Raw genomic sequence first — 20,308 nt, forward strand, 5'->3', positions numbered from 1 at the left:
ATCGGAAAAGGGTACCGGAAAAAATCATTTTCAAACATGGCGATGAACAAGCATAACGGAGCCGTCCGATGAAACGACTCGTCCTTTCCCTTCTTTGCTCCTTGTCGGTGCTTGCAGCCTCCGGCGCATACGGGCAGGTGCGAACGGCACTCAATCCCCAAAGCGGCCAGTTCACGATCAACGAGGGCTCCTCCAAAACCTTTACCCTTACGGTTACTTCTTCCTCCTTGGTGACATTCAATCTATCGAGCAGCAGCTCGGATGTGACCTTTTCTCCCTCGTCTTTATCCTTTCCCGCCTCGCCGAGTACTGTGACAAGAACCATCACCGTCACAGCGGCCGAGGACGATGATTCCTCCGATGAATCCGAAAGTATTTCATTCATCCCTTCGTCGGGAGGAAGCGGGATATCGCCATTTCAATATCCGATCGCCGTTGCGGATAACGACGATCCCGGATTCGATGTCGCTTCCACCTTCACGGTAAAGGAAGGGACCACCAAAACCTTGGCGGTGGCGTTGGCCACACCGCCGAAGGGATGGAGGGTGGTCGTCAGCCTGACCAAGAAGAGCGGTAGTTCCGACATGAGTTTTTCTCCCTCGAGCATGGTCTTCTCCGCCTCCAACTGGAATACGCCACAGAATGTCACGGTGAGAACCGTCGATGATCCGGATGCCGTCGATGATATCGCAACGATCACGCTCACAGGGTCGGAGGCCGACTATGAGGGCGTCAGCACCGATGTAAAGATCGTTATCGACGATAAACATACCGCCCAAGTGATCGTCGGCGATTTGAACCATGCGAACGGTTTGATACTGAACGAAGGAGGTCAAAGCGAATCCATCACCGTGCGTTTGTCGACGTGGCCCGTCGGCGGGAATGTGACGGTGGACGTGGTAACCTATATCAGAGAATTGAGTTTTTCCCCGTCGAGACTGACCTTCTCATCTTCCAACTATCAAACACCTCAGACCGTCGAGGTAACAGCCCTCGAAGAAGACGACGGGGTTCAAGGTGGGGGACCGGTGCTCCTTGCGGCCTCGGGTGCCGATTACGGTCAGGCCAGGACTTACTTTCAAACCTATATCAACGACAACGATACCGTCGGGTTGACCATCAGCCCCTCGTCCTTGGTATTGGCGGAATCGGGAGACGAAAAGACCTTCTCGGTGAAACTGAAAACGCAGCCGGCAATAGGGAATGTGAAGGATGTAACGGTGAATCTGACACTGCCGACGACGCTTGGTCATGTCAGCATGTCACCATCGAGCCTGACTTTCACCTCTTCGAATTGGAGCTCGGCCCAAACCGTCACGCTAAGCGCAGGCAGCGACTTGAACGGGAACCCGGAGTTTGGAACGATCGGCCTTTCGGCCACCGGGGCCGACCGATATAGCGAATACAACGGCATCACCGGCAGCATGGATACCCATGTCACCGACGATGATCCGCGCAAATTCATCATTTCGGCACGTGTCGGTCATTTCAAATACAACTCTTTGTCCATGGCCGAAGGAGGCGAGGCGACGCTGGATTTGAAACTGTCCGCGCAGCCGGTCGGCGGTAATGTAATCGTCAATCTATCGGCGGAAAGCGGATCGGATGTGACCTTCTCTCCCTCCAGCCTGACCTTCACATCCTCCAACTGGGATACGGCGCAGGTTTTCACGGTGAGCGCCGCCGAAGACGATGACGGAAACCAAGATGAATCGACCCTCTCGATCTTGGCCAAGGGAGGGGACTACAACAACTTCACCCATAGTTCGAATATCTACATATCGGATAACGACCGCCCGAATATCGTTCGAGTCCCCACCGGCGATGTAACCATCGAAGAAGGCGAAAGCGTCACCTTCAGCATCAGCCTCTCCGCCGCCCCTTCCGAGAATCAGACGATCATTCATAACATCTCGCAGCTTGGCGGCAAGATGATTCGACCCAACGGCGAAAGCAATAGTTTCACATTCACCCCCCAAAACTGGAATACGCCGCAAACCACGACCTACCTTGCACTTTGGGATAGAGACGATCAGAACTATCAAACCAGGATGGTAACCACTTTCTTCGGGGAACCGGCCGATTACGATACGATCACCGTCGCCGAGAACGACGAACAGAATCCTTTGGTCTTCTCATCCGATGAATTGGATATCACCGAAGGAGGTAGCGCAACCTTCACCGTCAAGCTGGGAAGCAAGCCTCTCGACGAACCGAATACGACCCCCGAAAACCGTAACGTGACCGTCTCTTTGATCAAGGCGGGCAGCAGCGATGTGGAGATTTCTCCGACGACATTGACCTTCACATCTTCCAACTGGGATACGGCGCAAACGGTCACGGTGGATACCTCGGAAGACGCCGATACCATCGACGATGCCGCGAACATCTCGTTTACGGCTGTCGGCACCTACTTCGGGAATGCAGCCATCTCCGACGGGGTGAAGGTATCGGTTCTCGATAAACGATTGGTCCTTTCCCACTCGTCGTTGACGATCGGCGAAGGAGAATCGAAGAATTTCAGCGTGAAGTTGTCCCAGCGTCCGAATGGTAATGTAACGGTGGGACTGCTACCGTCGTACCGTCAAGGGAGTGTCTCCCCGGCGAGTTTGACCTTCACCCCGTCGAACTGGGATTCGGCTCAAACCGTCACGGTGAGCATCGCCGAGGACGATGACGGAGCCGAAGGGTCGTTCAATATCAACATCGCCGCCTTCGGAGCCAACTACGCCGGGGTCACGTCATCGGTGAAGATCAACGCGACCGATAACGACGATCTCGGATTGAAAGTCGCCTCCACCTTGTCGGTGACCGAAGGATCCGACAGTGCATTGGCGGTGAGTCTGACCGCTCAGCCGACGGGCGGGGATGTCAGCGTCATCGTGGTCAGGGGGGATGGCAGCGCCGACGTGACCTTTTCTCCTGCGAGCCTTACCTTCTCGGGCTCGAACTGGAATACGCCGCAGACCATCACGGTCAGCGCCGCCGAGGACGATGATGCCCAAGCGGATAGTTTGTCGATCTCGCTCGGGGCTTCGGGGGGCAACTACAACAATATCGGCGCCGGCGTAAAAATCAACGTGACGGAAAACGACAACCCGGGGCTGATCACCGACCCCTCTTCGGATTTGGGGCTGACGGAAGGAGCCGATAAAACCTTCAGCGTAAGACTGGCTGCGGAACCGACCGGGGACGTGACCATCACCTTGACGTCGAGCGGCAGTTCCGACGTGACCTTGTCTCCTACCAGCCTTACCTTCGAACCTTGGCAGTGGAGCACCCCCAAACCCGTTACCGCAAGCGCCGCCGAAGACGATGATGGCAGCAGCGATAGCGCGAGCATCTCGCTTGCCGCCTCCGGGGCCGACTACGCCGATATCACCGGCAGTCTGGATGTGACGGTGACCGACAACGACTCCCCGGGTTTGACCCTCTCGACCAGGAAATTGACGATCGACGAGGGTGCCGGCGGAGATTTCACCGTGAGACTGGCCATCGAGCCGAGCGGAAATGTCAGCGTCTCCTTGACCATCAGCGGCAGCGACGATGTAACGCTATCCCCGGCGACTTTGGCCTTCACTCCTTCGAACTGGAGCACGACTCGAGTCGTCACGGTCAATGCCACCCAAGATGCCGATGCCAACGACGACAGCGCGAGCATCTCGCTTGCCGCCTCCGGGGCCGACTACGACAACGTCTCCGGGAGCCTCGCCGTCGAGGTCAGCGACGATGAAAGCCACGAGTTGATCCTCGATCCCTCGACCTTGGGGCTGACGGAGGGAGGCAGCGATGACCTCACCGTCAAGTTATCCGCAGAGCCGACCGGCAACGTCACCGTCAATGCAACCCAAAGCGGCAGCGACGACGTGGGTGTGTCCACGGATGAATTGAGTTTCACGAGCGGCAACTGGAATACGCCTCAAGTCGTCTCCGTCAGCACCACCGAGGACGATGATGGATTCAACGATAGCGCCAGCCTTTCGTTCGTCGCCTCGGGAGCCGACTTCGACAAGGTCAGTAGCAGCGTGCAGGTCAACGTAACCGACAACGACACCCCCGGACTGACCCTCGTCCCGTCCGGGAGCCTGAAAGTCGCCGAAGGGGGCGATGAAAGTTTCACGGTGCGATTGGCGATCCAGCCGGATAGCCCGGTGAGGGTCGAGTTGTCCCAAAGCGGCAGCGATGACTTGCTCATCTCCCCGACCATAGTGAACTTCCTGGCCAACACTTGGGACTCGCCCAAAAAAATCGAAGTCACCGCCTACGAGGACGACGATGCCGTCAGTGACATCGCCAACATCACGCTGACCGCTTATGGAGCCAACTACGGCGGCATCACCGGCAGTTTGCAGATCCAGACGATCGAAAACGATACCCGCGGGCTGACCATCAGCCCCTCGACCTTGGGATTGACCGAAGGGGACGATGGCACCTTCACCGTGAGATTGAACACCCAACCCACCGCTGATGTGACCGTCGGCTTGGTCGCGAGCGGCAGCGCCGATGTGAGCCTATCCCCTTCGAGCCTGACCTTCACCGCTTCGGATTGGTCTATCCCGAAAACCGTCACCGCCGCCGCCGCCGATGACAACAATGTGGAAGAGGATGTCGTCAATGTTTCGCTGACGGCTTCGGGGGCCGGCTACGGCAGTGTCAGCGGCAGCCTGAAGGTGACGATCACCGACAACGGCTCCCCCGGATTGACCCTCTCGTCGGCGAGCCTGACCATCGACGAGGGGGATGAAGAATCCTTCACCGTGACGCTGGCGACGCAGCCGACTCAAGCGGTCACCCTTGAACTGACCTCGAACGACAACCCCGACGTGAGCGTCGATACCGATCCGCTCGCGAACGGCCGACAAAACACGCTGACGTTCACGAGATCGAACTGGGACTCGGCCCAAACCGTCACGGTGAGCGTCGCCGAGGATAACGACGGAGCGGCGGATGCCGGGAGCATCGCGTTGAATGCTTCGGGCGGCGAGTACGGTGTCGTCAGCGGCAGCGTGCAGATATCGATCACCGACAACGACGAGCCGGAGTTGATCGTCGCTCCCCGGGACTTGGGAGTGACGGAAGGAGGCAACGGCACCTTCTCGGTGAAGCTGAACGCTCAGCCGACCGGCGGTGACGTCACCATCGACCTGACCCGCAGCGGAAGCACCGATATCACCCTATCCCCATCGAGCCTGACCTTCACCCGCTCCGACTGGAGCACGCAGCAGACGGTCACGGTTGCGGCGGCCGAGGATAGCGACGGGATCTCAGAGAGCACCGATGTTTCGCTTTCGGCCTCGGGAGCCGATTTCGACGGCGTCACCGACAGCGTCGATATATCGATCACCGACAACGATACCCCGGGATTGATCCTCTCCCACCTGACATTGCCGGTGCCCGAGGGGGGTAGCGGACTCCTCGCGATGAGCTTGGCGGTGCAGCCGAGCGGGAATGTGACCATCGATTTGACGACGAGCGGCAGCGAGGACGTGAGAGCGTCCCCGACGAGTCTGACCTTCACGAGCGCCGACTGGAATACGCCGAAGACCGTCACGGTCAGCGCCGCCGAGGACGACGATATCGCGATGGATACCGCCATCGTCTCCCTCGTCGCTTCGGGCGCCGACTACGAAGGACTCACCGGCACCGTACAGGTGGATGTGAGCGACAACGATACTCGCGGTTTGAACATCAACCCCTCGGCCTTAGGGCTGACCGAAGGAGAAGATGGCATCTTCGTCGTGAAATTGAACTCGAAGCCGAGCTGGAACGTAAGCGTCGCCGTGACCGCAAGCGGCAGCGACGACATAACGATCTCGCCTTCGATCCTTGCCTTCGATACCACCAACTGGAACACCGTGCAGACCGTCACGGTCAGCGCCGCCGAAGACGATGACTTGGATAACGACGCCGCCACCGTCTTCCTCGTGGCATCGGGCGCCGACTACACCGATATCACCGGCAGCATGCAAGTCTCGGTGACCGATAACGACACTCCGGGGCTGACCGTCTCGCCGAACAGTCTGTCGATGGTCGAGGGCGATACCGGGGAATTCACGGTGATGCTGGCCGTGCGGCCGAGTACGGATATCACCTTGGAATTGGTCTCGTCGAATCCCGGTGTGACCCTCTCCTCATCGAGTTTGACCTTCACCCCCTCCGACTGGAGCACCGATCGCACGGTCACGATCAGCGCCGCCGAGGACGACGACTTCGACGACGATCCCGCCACCGTCTCGCTGACGGCTTCGGGCGCCGAATACGAGGGCATCGTCGGCAATCTATCGGTCTGGGTGGTGGATAACGATATCCCCCAAATCACCCTCTCGGCGACGACATTGACCGTCGTCGAGGGAAGCGACAACACCTTCACCGCGAGGCTGAAAAATCGACCGATCGACGAAGACACGACCTTGGATCTGACGGTGAGCGGCAGCCCCGACATCACCCTCTCCCCCGAGAGGCTAATCTTCACGGTCTCTAACTGGGACAGGGATCAGACGGTCACCGTCAGCGCCGCCGAGGATGAGGACGAAGAAGGGGAAAGCGGAACCATCTCCTTGGCCGGAACCTTGAACGGCGAGCGGATCTTCGGCAACGTGCAGGTCTCGGTAACCGACAGCAACTCCGAGGCGACCTCGCCGCCGGTCACGGTCACTCACGAACTGTCCTTCCCTTCCACTTCTTGGCTCGAACTCGACGAGGGGTCGAGCGCGACCTTCACCGTGCGGGGGAGCGAAGAGCCGCCCGAGAGCGTGATGATTACCCTATCCGGAAGCGGCAGCACCGACGTGACCTTCGATACCGACCCCCGAACCGATGGCAATCAGAACACGCTGACCATCACCCCCGATGATTGGAATGTCGATCGAACCGTCTCGGTCAGCGCCTCCGAGGATGACGATGCGGTCTCGGATCGGGCGAATGTGTCGTTCCATGGCACCGCCACCGATTTCGTGATCACCGGCAGCATGCCGGTCGAGGTGAGCGACAACGACACCCCGGGGCTGGAAGCCCTCCCCGCCGCCTTGACCATCGATGAGAGCTCGAGCGCCGTCTTTGCCGTGCGACTCGATACCCAGCCGCTCGGGAATGTCATATTGACCTTCGACAACGGCGATTCGGATACCGCTTTGTCCCCCTCGAATCTGATCTTCACCCCCTCCAACTGGAGGAGAGCGCGCAACGTCACGGTGAACGGGGTGCCGGATGTGGACGATACCGACGACGATCCCGCGGATATCACCATCTCGGCCAAAGGCGGCGGCTACGACGGCTTGGTCACCCGAGTTCAGGTGAGAGTCGACGAAGCCGAGCGAGGCGCAATCCCCATCACCGATATTCCCGGGTTCACGATCACCGGCGCCCCGGTCGAAGTCGACGAGGGTTCGACGAACGATTTCTACTTGAGATTGCTCAACCGCCCCACGGCCGATGTCACGGTCACCTTGGATGTCACCGGCGAGAGCGTGACCCTCGATACCAATTCCTTGGCGGATGGCAATCAGAACACCCTGACCTTCTCCCCTTCGAATTTCAACGGCTCCCGGATGGTGAGCGTATCTGCGCACGAGGACGACAATACGACCGACGAGGTGGAAAGATTGTCGTTTTCGGCCACGGGCGGGAACTACGAGGGGCTGAAAGCCGCAGCATCGGTGAGCGTGGATGACAACGACTCCCCCTCGCTGATCACCTCGCAACCGATGTCGGCAGGATTCGCCGAGCCGAGAATGAAATTCACGGTCAACCTCTCGGTCTTCCCGAGCGCCCCGGTGAGGGTTGCCATCTCCTTGCCTTCGAGCGTTGCGGGCATGACCCTCGACACCGATATCGCCACTCCCGGCAACCAAGGCACACTGTCCTTCACCCCCTCGGATTTCAAGACCCCGCAGAGCGTCTATCTGACCGTGAGCGATGATTTCCAAAGCCGCGGCGTGAACATCACCCTTCTCGCCGACGGCGGCAACTACACCGGCGTCTCGGATATCATGACCGTGATGATGAGCGATATCGACACGATCTTGGGAAGAGGCGGCGACGATTACTCGGATAGAGGCGATCCGCGCTATTGGTGGCCGGTACAAACCCTGGCTCTGGCCATCCCGCCCCCCTCCGTGGTGGATCAGGCGATGATCAGCATCGGCTGCCGACAGCAAAGCGAATGCGAGGTATTCCTCGTCTGCAATGCGCAAACCGACGGCACGAGTTTCAGGGGCGGACTGCCCGAACCCATCCCCGCTTGGGGAATCGCAAGACTGAGCGCATCGGATATCACCGATATCACCGGAGCGATGAGATCCGGAACGGGACGATTGGGGTGTGCTTTGCACAGCGAGGATCGCGTCACCGCCCAAGTCTGGACCCGCTCCGGCGATGGCGTATTGGTCAACAACAGCGCATATATCCCGAGCGTCGATATCGAGGGAGTGCATCGGGCGGATATCGAATCGATCCCCGGCCCCGACGAGGTGGATCTCTCGAATATCCGCATCCGCTGTCGGGCACCCTATCCCCAAGATTGCACCTCGACCACGATCGCCTGCTTCGAGGACGATGGCATCGGATACTACGGCGATTTGGGGATCATCGAACGCCACACCGTCAAGCACCTACAAACATCGGAACTGGCCGATATCATCGGCCATCGCTGGAGTGGCGCGGAGCTTAGCTGCGAACTGCGCTCCGATGCCCCCTTCACGGCCCAGATCCTGACCCGTACCGGTGGCGGCGGAGCCTTGGTCAACAACAACGCCGTCGGCTCGCTCTCCTTCTAGCCGCTTCGCCGATTGGCTTTCGACAAAATTCCCATTCAAAGAATCCCCGTCGGAGCTCTCGATGAGGATTTCTCGTTTCCGATAGCGTTGGTTGTGCAGCGAATTTCTTGGCCAACTCCTTATCCTTGGCCAACCCTTGGGCGCTGCGCTTCACGCGCCAAGCGTATATGACAACCTACCACCGATGCGCCGATAAGCCAAGCGCGCTCCCCTTGGAGGGTATCGCTCGAAGCCGATGCCCCGAAGCCGAGGTCTTTATCGATGCAATCGACCGAGTCTATGGGCGTGATGGAAAGAGTCGATGAAAACCGATCGATCACCTTCGCTCGCGATCGGTAATCGGATCGAGGATATCTCAAAGGAAGGAAGGAAGAAAGAAAAGGAAGAAAGAAATCGCCTTGCACTCATCGGATATTGCCGCAAGGAGATGATCGATCGGAATATCGCCCGAGAGAGGAAAATGGCGAAAGGGATACCCCGGGGCATCGCTCGCAGGCCTCGTCATTCGAATATGACGCGCGGGCGATGGAAAGCGGGCGACGCGGATATTCTTGAAAAGACCCATTCCCCGAGGAATCTTAGGAGGGATTCATCCCGCCACCCCCACGCTACACCCGAAAGACAAGACAGACAAACCGGCTTCGCCCTCACTCACCCGTTGCGCTGTTGTTGACCAAGGCTCCGCCGCCTCCCGTCCGGGTCAGCACCTGCACGGTGAACCTTCCTTTCGAGCTGATCTCGCAGCCAAGGCCCATCCCTTCCCACCGATGCCCTATCTTGGAGGCGAGTTCTTCTGATTGCAGATGCCTTGTCGTTCGGCGGTCGATTTGCCCCAAATTCCAACGGGACAGCCTTTTCCCGTTATCCAAATAGCATACGAACAGCGTATCGGGGCAATCCCCCGCATCCGAGTTGCAGCGAATCCTGATATTCGATTCGTCGGTGGAATCCGGCGAGGGGATCGATTCGATATCCGCTCGATAAATCCCGTCCTTGCGAACGCTTCGAATCATCGCGCTGTTGTTGACGAGCACTCCATCCCCCGAACGCGTCCAAACCTGCGCTCCGATGGCAGCATCGGAGCGCAAGGAGCATTCCAACCGACCCTTGCCCCCCCAAGACCCCCATCCCATGAGATCTTGAATCTCCTTCATCGTATAGGATCTCGCTCCGTGCTTGGGGATCGGCTCGGGAAGACTGCCTTGATAGATCGTTCCGTCGATCTGCGCTGCGCAATCGAAAGCGACGGGGCACGGGCTATCTTGTTTGCATTGAACCCGCAGGGTCGCGCCATCGCCGGAAGCCGGCGGCGGAAGGGCGAGGGCTTGGGCCTTCAACACCCCCCGATCGGTATCATTCACGATGACATATTTGATCAACCCTCTATCTTCGAAGTTGAGGGTATAGCCGTGGATGGTATCGTCCTTGTCCGAGTCCCCATGGGCGATGAAATTGATCGATTGATTCTCGTTCCAATTCGACTGCGTGAAGGTCAAATAATCGGGCGACATCGCAATTCCCGAGGTGCTCGTAATTTTCGAAATCCGAACCGACACATCCCCCTTGGGTTGAGTGCTCAGGCGGATTTCGAACCGACCCTCCCCTCCCTCGTCGATGATGAGATCCCCCTCGGGGGCGATGATCAACGTACCGTCGTAGTTATGCACCAGCGTCGGCGGCTGGGGTTTATCGTCATCGATGGCCAAAACTTCGTAGGTCAAGGGAGAGGCGCTGAACCCTCCTCCCGATATTTCAATCGTGATCGTTGCGATTTCGTCGTCGATATCGTCATCTTGCCTTGCCATGATCGAAACCGATCGGGCGTTCGAGTAATTCGATGCGGTGAATGTCAAGGAAGGCGGGGAGATGATGATATCGGGTCCATCGCTCGATAGAGAAACCGTCGCATTCCCGACCGGTGCCTTCGAAAGACTGATCCCGATATTCACCGAATCCCCTTCGGATATCGGAGGGGTCTGCGAATCGAAAACGACGATGGTTCCCACCGGAGGGCTATCGTTATCGATGATGACGACCGGCCACTTCACGGAAGGGGCGATGATCCCCCCCGAAGCGGCAATGGTGATGCCGTCGAAATCGGAGGAGAAATCAGCGTCCTCGACGGCGATCACCGAGAAATTCTGTAAGGTCGAGTAGTTCGTGGGGGTGAATGTCAAAGAACTCGGGAAGAACGTGACATTGGACTTTTCGTTCGTCAGGGAAATCGTCACATCGCCTTTCAAAGAGGTGGTGTTCGGATCGGGGCGAAGGCTGATGAAAATGTTTTTCGGAGTTCCTTCCGTTAAATTGAGAAGCCCCGAATGAGAGAAAACCATATTCCCCGGCGGCGTTTCGTCGTCGGTGACGGCAACGCCGATGCTCGCCGTCTCCCCTTGGTAATTCCCGCCCGACCCTTCAATCGAAATACTGAACGTTGCATCGCTCGCATCATCGTCGTGGAGCGCTTGGACGCTTACCTCTCGATGCCGATTCCAAGCGTTCGTCGAACCGTATTGATTGAAGGCCAAGGTGTTCTGGTTGCCTGACGTGTCCGGGTCGGTGTCGATGGTGATCTGCGAATCCGATGCCGTCACCGTCAACGTAATATTGGCCGATGGCCGAAACGAAGGACGCACCTTGAAGGTCTTCTGCTCGCCTTCGTCCATTGCCAAGGAACTGACATCGAGATCGAAGCCCGGTTCATCGTCGTCCGTTATGGTGACCGCCCTCGTCACCGCCGAGGCGATGATCCCTCCCGATGCGCTCAATCCAATCGTGTCGGCATCGTCGGTCGCATCGTCGTCTTGGCTCGCTGTCACGGTGACCGTTTGCGCCGTCGAGTAGTTCGAGTCGGTGAAGGTCAAGGAGGACGAGGAGAGGCTCACATCCGCGTTGCTCTTCGACAATGCGACGGTCACATCCGCATTCGGAGCGACCGATAGACTGACCGAGAGGGTTGCGGTGTTGCCCTCGCCGATGGTCAGCGCTCCCGACGGAGTGACCTCGATCGACCCCGAGGGCTTGTCATTGTCGGTGATTGACACGGACCTGGTGACATTCGGGGCGATGATGCCCCCCGATGCACTCAAAGTGATCGTATCGCTCTCATGAGCCGTATCGGCGTTGTCCTCGGCGACGGAAACGGTAACCGTTTGCGCGGTGGCATAGTTCGATGTGGTGAAGGTCAAGGAGGACGAGGAAAAGGACACATCGGAGTTCGTTTTCGATAGCGAAACCGTAACGTCCGCATTCGGGGCGGAGCCGAGTTTGATCGAGAGGCTCTGCGAACTGCCCTCGTCGATGGACAGCGTTCCCGTCGGAGTGGCCTCGATCGTGCCCGAGGGCTTGTCGTTATCGGTAATGGCCACCGATCTCGTAACGTTGGATGCGGATATGCCTCCCGATGCGCTCAGAGTGATCGTATCGGTTTCGTGGACGGTATCGGAATCCTCGGCAACGGAAATGGTGACGCTTTGGGCGGTGGAATAGTTCGAAGCGGTGAATGTCAACGAGGCCGATGAGAACGTTACATCCGTATTGGTCTTCGAAAGGGAAACGATCGCATCACTGGTCGGGGCGGTGTTCAGTTTGACCGAGAGGGTTGCGGTGTTGCCCTCGCCGATGTTCAGCGTCCCCGACGGGGTGACCTGAATCGCCCCCGAGGGCGTTTCGTCGTCGGTGATGTAGACGGGCCTGGTCGCGTTCGGGGCGATGATGCCTCCCGTGGCACTGAAGGTGATGGTGTCGGTCTCGTTGACGGCATCGCTATCGTGGCTCGCCGATACGGAGAGCACTTGCGAAGTGTCCATGTTCGAGGGGGTGAAGGTCATAGAAGTCGGCGAAAAGGTCACATCCGGGTTCGTCTTCGAAAAAGAAACCGTCACATTCGCACTCGGGACGGTGCTGTACCCGTCGAACCCGACCGAAAAAGATGCCCCGGCGCCTTCTCCGACATTCAGCGTCCCCATGGGGAAGATATTAAACGTGCCTTGCGGTTTGTCGTCGTCTTCGACTGTGAAGGTGATTTCCCTCTCGATATTATTGTAATCGCCGCTATTCCTCCCCCTAAGGGTGATGGTGCCCGATTCGTCATCCTTATCGTTGTCTTCCCGGGCAAAGATGGTCACCGTTCGGTATTCATTCCAAGGGTTGTTAGTACCTCTAGTGAAGGGCACGGCCATTTGATTACCCGTCGTATTCGAATCGGCATCGACGGTAATATCGATGGACGCGGTGAGCACCCACACCGCAAAATTCTCCGATGGGCGCGTCGCCGGGCGTACCTGAAACGTAGCCTGTCCGCCCTCATCGATGGTCAATGATGTGGAGGTAACATCGAACGACGGTTGGTCGTCATCTGCGATATTGACCTGCCTCGTGACATCCGGAGCGGTGATCCCTCCTATGGCGGAGAAGGTGAGCGTGGTCGAGTTGTTGCTCGCATCGTCGTCGTGGGGAGCGCTGATGGTGAGCGTTTGCACCGTGGAGTAGTTCGAGGCATCAAAGTTCATGGATGTCGAAGAGAGGTTTGTCGACCCGTTGCTCCTTGCAATTTCGACCGTCACGGGATCGTTCGGGACTGCGCTGAGTTTGACCGATATCGATTGCGATGCCCCTCCCTCGGTGAGGTTCAGCATCCCGGAAGGGGTGACATCGATCGTCCCCGAGACCGAGGTAGCATCGTCATCTGCATTGCACACCGTTATAGTATCTACACTGTTGTCACGAGTGTTTTTTATCTCGATGTCTGCACAATCATTAATATTGTTGCCATCATGTAAAGCGGTGGCTGTGAGATCGACGAATTGTTCACGACCGGTACCGCTTATATTGCCGATAAAACTAGTGACGGTTATACTTTCCGGGCTGACTCTCAAAACTTTGGTATTCAAACTTCTAAACATAAATTCCACACTCCTGTTATTGTTATCAGGCGTTTCAATGCGTAAGTCGAGTTCTCGTGACGTCCCTTCATTGACATTGGTGCTGAGTTGGAAGGAATTTCCCTCTTTAATACTAACGGTATACGATGCAAATACCGATTGAACCATTGCAACTGTCAATACGATACCGGCGCCGATAGTGATGACCGGCCGGGTGAACCGACTCTTCTTTATAAGAGCGGTGTCCTCGGGCTCTTCGAGACCACCTGCACGACTTGCGTTTTTATTCAGAACAACCCGGGATTCGACTTTGGAAAATACCGAGCGGATACCATGAACGAACGCCCGAATGTATGAAGTGCACTCGATGATCGCACCGAAAAGCGTTCGATCGCAAAGGCGAGTCCGTCTTTCGTTCACTCGCTCTTGGTTAGCGGCAACCGAATTCATCGGCTTGTCCCCCCCCTTTGTTCAATTCGCCCATGAAGACCTCGCTCGGAGCCCCACAGGGCCTGAAAATCCTTCGTATCGTGTAATGATACATTACAAAAACCCATGATGGCATGCGGACTCGGGGCTTTTTCGGCGGATTCGAAGATCCACCGGAAGGGAATTCGGCCCGAATCGCAGGAGAGCGTGTGACGGAAGGGCCACGACTTGCGCGATCGGTACCCGCATATCGATGCGCTCGATCCGGCTGCCGGCTTCGATCCCCGTCCCCGTCAAGAAGCCCCGAGAACGATGAACGCATCGATCTTACCGGTCTCACCCGACTGAATCCGTGCTCCCGAGGGTGCTAACTGGCCTCTTCGATGACCCTCGATCCTTGCCGCAAACCCTTTGCGCAGGCACATCGAGTGAAGGGCGAATGGCAAAATCCCCGCCATCCGAGCCTGCGAGCCTCGATCGGCGAACTTGACCGCAAAGCGATCATCGACGATCCGAGGCGGCATCGCCGACAAAAATCATCCGCATCCATCCATGGCGCCTGATTTTGCGCTCGACCTTGAAATCGACCTCGACTCCCGAGCGAAAAACACGGCATAAAGGCTCATGGAGGGGATAAGTCGAAGCACCCGCCCCGCCGATTTGGCGTTATGATTTCGCCATAATGCGCAATTCTATCGATCAATCCGTCATCGATGTGCCGCTTTCGGGCGATTCCCTCGCCGATGCTTCGCCAAGGGAGGAATCCGGGAGTCTGGCGGTGACCATCACTTGGCTGGAAATGCTCGATCCCTTGAAGCGGATTCCCCCGGTGCGCAAAAGCGAGAGCCGATGCGATACCGAGTTCATGTCGCTTCTCGCTTTCAATCCCCCTCTTTCCTTCTATCGCTATCTTTACAATACGGTCGGAGCGAAGTGGCATTGGTACGAACGTCGACGGCTTGCCGACGAGGTCCTCGAAGCCATCATCCACGATCCCTTGGTCGAGATCCTCGTCGCCTATTCCGGCGGCGTCCCTGCAGGGTACGCCGAGCTCGACTGTCGGCGGAGCAAAGAGGTCGAGATCGCCTATTTCGGGTTGATCCCGGAATTCATCGGCAAAGGGATCGGGCCTTCGCTGCTGGATCGAGCGATTCGTTCGGCTTTTGCGGGAAACGATCGGCGACAAAAACCCGAAAGGGTCTGGCTGCATACCTGCACCCTCGACCATCCGGCCGCGCTGTCGGTCTATCGCCGCGCCGGCTTTTCGATCTGTGGGCGCAAAGAAACGCTGGTGGACAAGCGCCTGCTCGACACGCCGCCCTAAGGGATCGGCTTCGGGGGATTGCCTTTTCGAAAGAACGCCGCGCAAGAGCCTTGCAGGCTATTTCGAGGCATCGAGCCGATGGACTTGGAACGACAAGACTGGAACGACAAGGAAGGACGATCATGAAAATTTCCGCGCTCGGCCAACAGCTGACCGGTGAAACGGGAACCCGCTCATTGATGGACGATCTCGGAGCGGCGACGGAGGAAGGCCGAGAAATATTCCAACTCGGAGGCGGCAACCCCGCCTTCATCCCCGAGGCGGAGGAACTCTTTCGCACTCGCATGCAGATTCTGATGCAACGAGAGCGCATCTTCGAGCAAGCCATCGGTCGCTATGCCACTCCCCGAGGCGACCGCAATTTCGCTCGGGCCTTGGCCGACCTCCTGCGCAAAGAGCAGGGCTGGGATTTGAGCGAGCGCAATATCGCGCTGACCAACGGTAGCCAAAGCGCCTTCCTCGCCCTTTTCAACCTGCTCGCAGGGCCGGGCGCCGATGGCGTCCATCGGCGCATCCTGCTCCCTCTGGCCCCGGAATATATCGGCTATAGCGATCTGGGTTTGAGCCCCGATATCCTTGCTTCCAAACGCTCGACCATCGGCGAACTCGGCGACGGGATCTTCAAATACGGCATCGATTTCGATGCGGTGAGCACCGTCGACGATATCGGGGCGATCTGCGTTTCGCGCCCGACCAACCCTACCGGCAACGTCATCACCGACGAGGAAATGCGGCGTTTGGGCGAACTCGCCTCAGCGCGCGATGTGCCGCTGATCGTCGATAACGCCTACGGCTTGCCCTTCCCCGGCATCGTCCATAGCGACGCTCGCATGGAATGGGACGAGAATATCGTGCTGTGCATGAGCCTGTCCAAGATCGGCTTGCCCGGCTTTCGCACCGGTATCGTGGTCGCCCGCGAGGAGATCATCGATGCCTTGGCGGCCATGAACGCCATCTTCTGCCTCGCCCCCGGGAATTTCGGCCCCCTGCTGGCCGAAGACCTCGTGCGCAGCGGCGATATCCTCTCCCTGAGTCGAAACACCATCCGTCCTTTCTACCTCGACAAGGCCGAGCGCGCCCTCGATCGACTCCGCAAGGGCTTGGCCGAGTGCGGGGCGTTGGTGCACAAACCGGAAGGTGCCTTTTTCCTGTGGCTGTGGATGCCGGGACTTCCGATCACCAACCACACCCTCTATCAGCGACTCAAAGAGCGCGGCGTGTTCGTCGTCTCCGGGCATTATTTCTTCCCCGGTCTCGAAGACGATGACTGGACGCACAAGAACGAGTGCATCCGCATCAGCTATGCCGCGGCCGACGATGATCACGTGGCGCGCGGGATCGACATCATCATCGAGGAAGTGCGGCGCGCCTACGACCATGGCTGAGAATATGAGCGAACGAGGGCTCTATTACTGCCCTTGCCTTTTAGCTTGGCGTCGCGCCCCGCGCCGCTCGGCCAATGGCTCGGCGGTAAAAGGGCTTGGCGGAGCGGCGAGATGAGCGAAGCCGGCGCGCCTACGCTTCGCATCCCCGTCAGCGTGGTGCTTCAAAGGCGGATCGCCCGCGTCGGTCGGTGGTCGCAGGTGCAGTGGGAAGCGGTGGCAGCGATCGCTGGGGACGAGGCAGAGGCGGCTTCTTCGCAAGGTACGGCGGTTCTCGTCCACGAAGAGAGCGAATGTCGCCGCTACCTGTGGCCGAACTTGAACTTGAGCCTTTTCGAGGACGCCTGCGAAAGTTATTGGCATAACCTCAAAAGCGATCGCCCTTCTCTTTTCGTGGTCTGCTTCGAGGCCGATGAGAGCGGCGATGACGATCACTTGGATATTTTCCCCGCGCTCATCACCGCCAGCCAAGACGAAGCCAATGCCCATCTCGAATCGGACGATCCGGTCTACCGGGTGCCGATGCCCGACAAGATCGTCGCATTGACCGAGCGCTATGTCGTCGACCATTACCGGCCCGAGATCAAGAAAAAACGCCGCCGCGAGAAGTGGGACGAAGAAAGAAACCCCGACCTCGAGGCGATGCCCCCTGCAAGGGGCGCTCGATCCGGATAGGCTTCGACCGGATATTCGATATGAGCGAAAAGCGACCGGAAAACGACTCCACCGCCTCTTTCCAGGACGATTCGCTCGGCGATTCGCAAGCCCCGGGGCCGCTTCGGCGATGGCTCCAACGGCGCCGGCGGGTGCAGGCCGAGGACGAAAAGCGGGCATCCGAATCTGTCGATAATGCTATCGATCGAAAAGCGGAATCCTTCGCCCGAGCCGTTCACCCCGACCCGAACAAAGCGAGCGGCGAGAACGCAAGCCTGCGAACGCGGCAACCTCTCGCCGAGGGAATCGGCGATGGGTTCGAAAATGAGATCGAGCAAGGGATCGAGAAAGAGCCCGAGGAGGGGTTCGAGGGAAAAATCGAGGAAAGTACCGAGAGAAGGATCGAAGGGGAGACCGAAGAAAAGATCCTCACCGATGCGGATATGCCGCCCATCGAAACCCTCGACGAACATAGCGATTACAGCGGCTTCCTCTCCCCCGGGGTCAGCGAGGAATTACGCAGGCGGGCGTTGCGCAAACTCTTTCTCAGCGCCGCCTTCAACGTTCGAGACGGCTTGGACGATTACGACGACGACTTCACCTCCTTCGAAGCCTTGGGCGACATGGTCACCGCCGATATGAAGCACCAGATGGAGGTCGAAGCCGAACGGGCGCAGGCGGCGCAAGGGGAAGCCGAAAACGCCAAAGAGATCGAGGATGATCGCAAGGACACCCGAGCCACCGAGCACCCCGCCGATACCGAGATCGCGCCCGAAAGAAGCCCGGACGAGCGCAAGGCGATACCGGAACAGCCGCCGGCGGGCCATCCCGCCACCGCCCAAAGCCCGGCGCAAGAGCCATTGGAGAACGCACCCACCGAGGGCTTCGACACTGCACATCTCGCCGCCGAGTCTCGCACCGCCGAAACCGACGATCCATCGAAAACCACCGACACCACACCTAAGAAGGATCGAAGCGAAAGCGAGATAGCGCACAATCAACCCGCCGCTCGGAACCCGGCGCAAGGATCTTTCGAGAACGAGCCTACGGAAATCCCTGCCGACAACACCGCAACCACCGAGGCGAGCCAAGCCCCGCCACCGCACCCATCGCCGACATCGAGGGCGAAATGAACCGACTACCGGCAACCACCCCCGAGGGCATCGCCCGCACCGCCGCCCTTGCCGCCGTCGATATGAACGAATCCCCGGCGGCAAAAAGCGCCGATCCGGGAGTCGGGTATCGCTCCGATGGACGAGTTGCCATCATCGGCGGACTCGATGAGGCCGGAACCATCGCCGAGCGCATCGGCGAACGACTCGAAAGCACGATCATCGCCCCGCCTGCCGATGAAGATCTTGCATCGAGCCCCGCATCGCCCCCCGGCAAACGCATCATCTTCGCCGATGTGCGCACCGTGGACGGATACCTCGGCCAATTCCGCCTCACCGGAGGCAGCGATGAGGCACCGCTTCCGATCGCCCCCTCCCCTTTGACCGCGGATCGACCCTTCGACATCGTGATCGACCTGCGCATGGAACCCGCACGCAAGGAAGCCTTGCTACCGCCGGGATATTTCGCCCCGACGGATAACGCCGAAGCCCTCGAACGCGCCATCACCGATGCGAGCGAACTCGTCGGCGAGTTCGAAAAACCTCGTTATTTCGCCTACGATGCCTCGATCTGCGCCCACGGCGCCTCCGGCATCGGCGGCTGCACCCGCTGCCTCGACGCCTGCCCCGCCTCGGCCATCAGCTCATCGGGCGAGCGCATCGAGGTCGATCCCCACCTTTGCCAAGGCGCCGGAGTGTGCGCCACCGCCTGCCCCACCGGAGCCATCACCTACGCTTGGCCAAAGGCGCAAGATCTGCTGAGCACGATACGCACCGCCTTGAAGGCCTACCGGGAAGCCGACGGAAAGCATCCGGCGATCCTCTTCCACGACCAGGAAATCGGCGCCGAACGATGGGCGCAAAAAGCGACAACAGCCCCCGAATTCCTCATCCCCTTGCCGGTAGAAGAGATCGGATCCGCCGGAATGGACGCTTGGAGCGCATGCATCGCCTGGGGAGCGCAAGCGATCCTCCTCATCCCTTCCCAAACCCCTCCATCCGTACAACGAGAAATCGCCCATCAAGCCGGCATCCTGCACCGCCTGCTCGAAGCGATGGGCTACCCTGCAAGTCAACTGACGATCATCGAAACCCTGGACGATATCGAAAATATCCCGCCCGGGGCGAAGAGCGACGAGCCCGAACCGGACCAAACGCAAAAAGACCCGAACATGGCCTTTCCGCCCCCCGCCACCTTCGCCCCCATCGGCGAAAAACGCACCGATATACGTTTTGCCCTCGATCACCTCCACGAGCACGCCCCGACCAAACCCCGAAGCGTCGAACTCCCCTTGGGATCCCCTTTCGGCCATGTCAGCGTCGATTCCAAAGCCTGCACCTTGTGCATGGGCTGCGTCTCCGTTTGCCCCGCCTCCGCCTTGCAAGCCGGAGGAGACGAACCCCGCCTCTCCTTCATCGAAGCCAACTGCGTACAATGCGGGCTGTGCGAAAGCGCCTGCCCCGAATCATGCATCCACCCGAGCCCCCGCTACCTCTTCGACCGAGAAGAACGCCGCCACCTTCGCACCCTCAACGAAGACCGCCCCTTCCACTGCATCGAATGCGGCAAAATCTTCGGCACCTTCTCCCTCATCATGCGCATGCAACAACGCCTATCCACCCACTCCATGTTCCAAGCCCCCGGCGCCCTCGACCGCCTACAAATGTGCGAAGACTGCCGAGTCAAAGACCTCTTCCGCAACGAAGCTAAGGGCAAAGCCCATTGACGGCTCTATTCCTTCTAACTTTT

At 58.7% G+C, this 20,308-nt stretch carries 8 protein-coding genes; 7 read left to right on the forward strand and 1 reads right to left on the reverse strand.

Features of this window, described 5'->3' with window-relative positions:
• The first annotated feature begins 68 nt into the window (after positions 1-68).
• Entirely contained in the window at positions 69-8,774 is an 8,706-nt protein-coding gene (locus tag BF99_RS0110785) for a beta strand repeat-containing protein (protein WP_025770864.1), read from the forward strand.
• A gap of 647 nt (positions 8,775-9,421) precedes the next feature.
• On the opposite strand, the gene BF99_RS0110800 is transcribed toward BF99_RS0110785, so the two are convergent.
• Positions 9,422-14,107: a beta strand repeat-containing protein gene (locus BF99_RS0110800; RefSeq protein ID WP_156013263.1), complete on the reverse strand. Its 4,686-nt coding sequence runs from the start codon at positions 14,105-14,107 to the stop codon at positions 9,422-9,424.
• Between the two features lie 661 nt (positions 14,108-14,768).
• Between BF99_RS0110800 and BF99_RS0110815 the strand changes: the two genes are divergently transcribed.
• The 6 genes from BF99_RS0110815 (at position 14,769) to BF99_RS20755 (ending at position 20,285) form a co-directional block, all read left to right on the forward strand.
• Positions 14,769-15,410, forward strand: coding sequence for a GNAT family N-acetyltransferase (locus tag BF99_RS0110815; protein WP_025770869.1), 642 nt, complete (start codon positions 14,769-14,771; stop codon positions 15,408-15,410).
• 122 nt (positions 15,411-15,532) lie between these two features.
• Positions 15,533-16,795, forward strand: coding sequence for a valine--pyruvate transaminase (locus tag BF99_RS0110820; RefSeq protein WP_025770870.1), 1,263 nt, complete (start codon positions 15,533-15,535; stop codon positions 16,793-16,795).
• A complete protein-coding gene (locus BF99_RS23955; protein ID WP_306699742.1) occupies positions 16,788-16,910 on the forward strand; it encodes a hypothetical protein in 123 nt (40 codons plus the stop codon). The genes BF99_RS0110820 and BF99_RS23955 overlap by 8 nt, the downstream gene beginning before the upstream one ends.
• The gene (locus BF99_RS0110825) at positions 16,907-17,467 is read left to right on the forward strand and encodes a DUF3305 domain-containing protein (protein ID WP_156013264.1); all 561 of its coding nucleotides are present in this window, start codon (positions 16,907-16,909) and stop codon (positions 17,465-17,467) included. The genes BF99_RS23955 and BF99_RS0110825 overlap by 4 nt, the downstream gene beginning before the upstream one ends.
• A 20-nt stretch (positions 17,468-17,487) precedes the next feature.
• A complete protein-coding gene (locus BF99_RS0110830) occupies positions 17,488-18,579 on the forward strand; it encodes a DUF3306 domain-containing protein (protein ID WP_025770872.1) in 1,092 nt (363 codons plus the stop codon).
• Positions 18,576-20,285, forward strand: coding sequence for a 4Fe-4S binding protein (locus BF99_RS20755; protein WP_025770873.1), 1,710 nt, complete (start codon positions 18,576-18,578; stop codon positions 20,283-20,285). The genes BF99_RS0110830 and BF99_RS20755 overlap by 4 nt, the downstream gene beginning before the upstream one ends.
• Positions 20,286-20,308 lie beyond the last annotated feature (23 nt).

It is taken from the genome of Thioalkalivibrio sp. HK1 (assembly GCA_000583135.1).
Lineage (GTDB): Bacteria > Pseudomonadota > Gammaproteobacteria > HK1 > HK1 > HK1.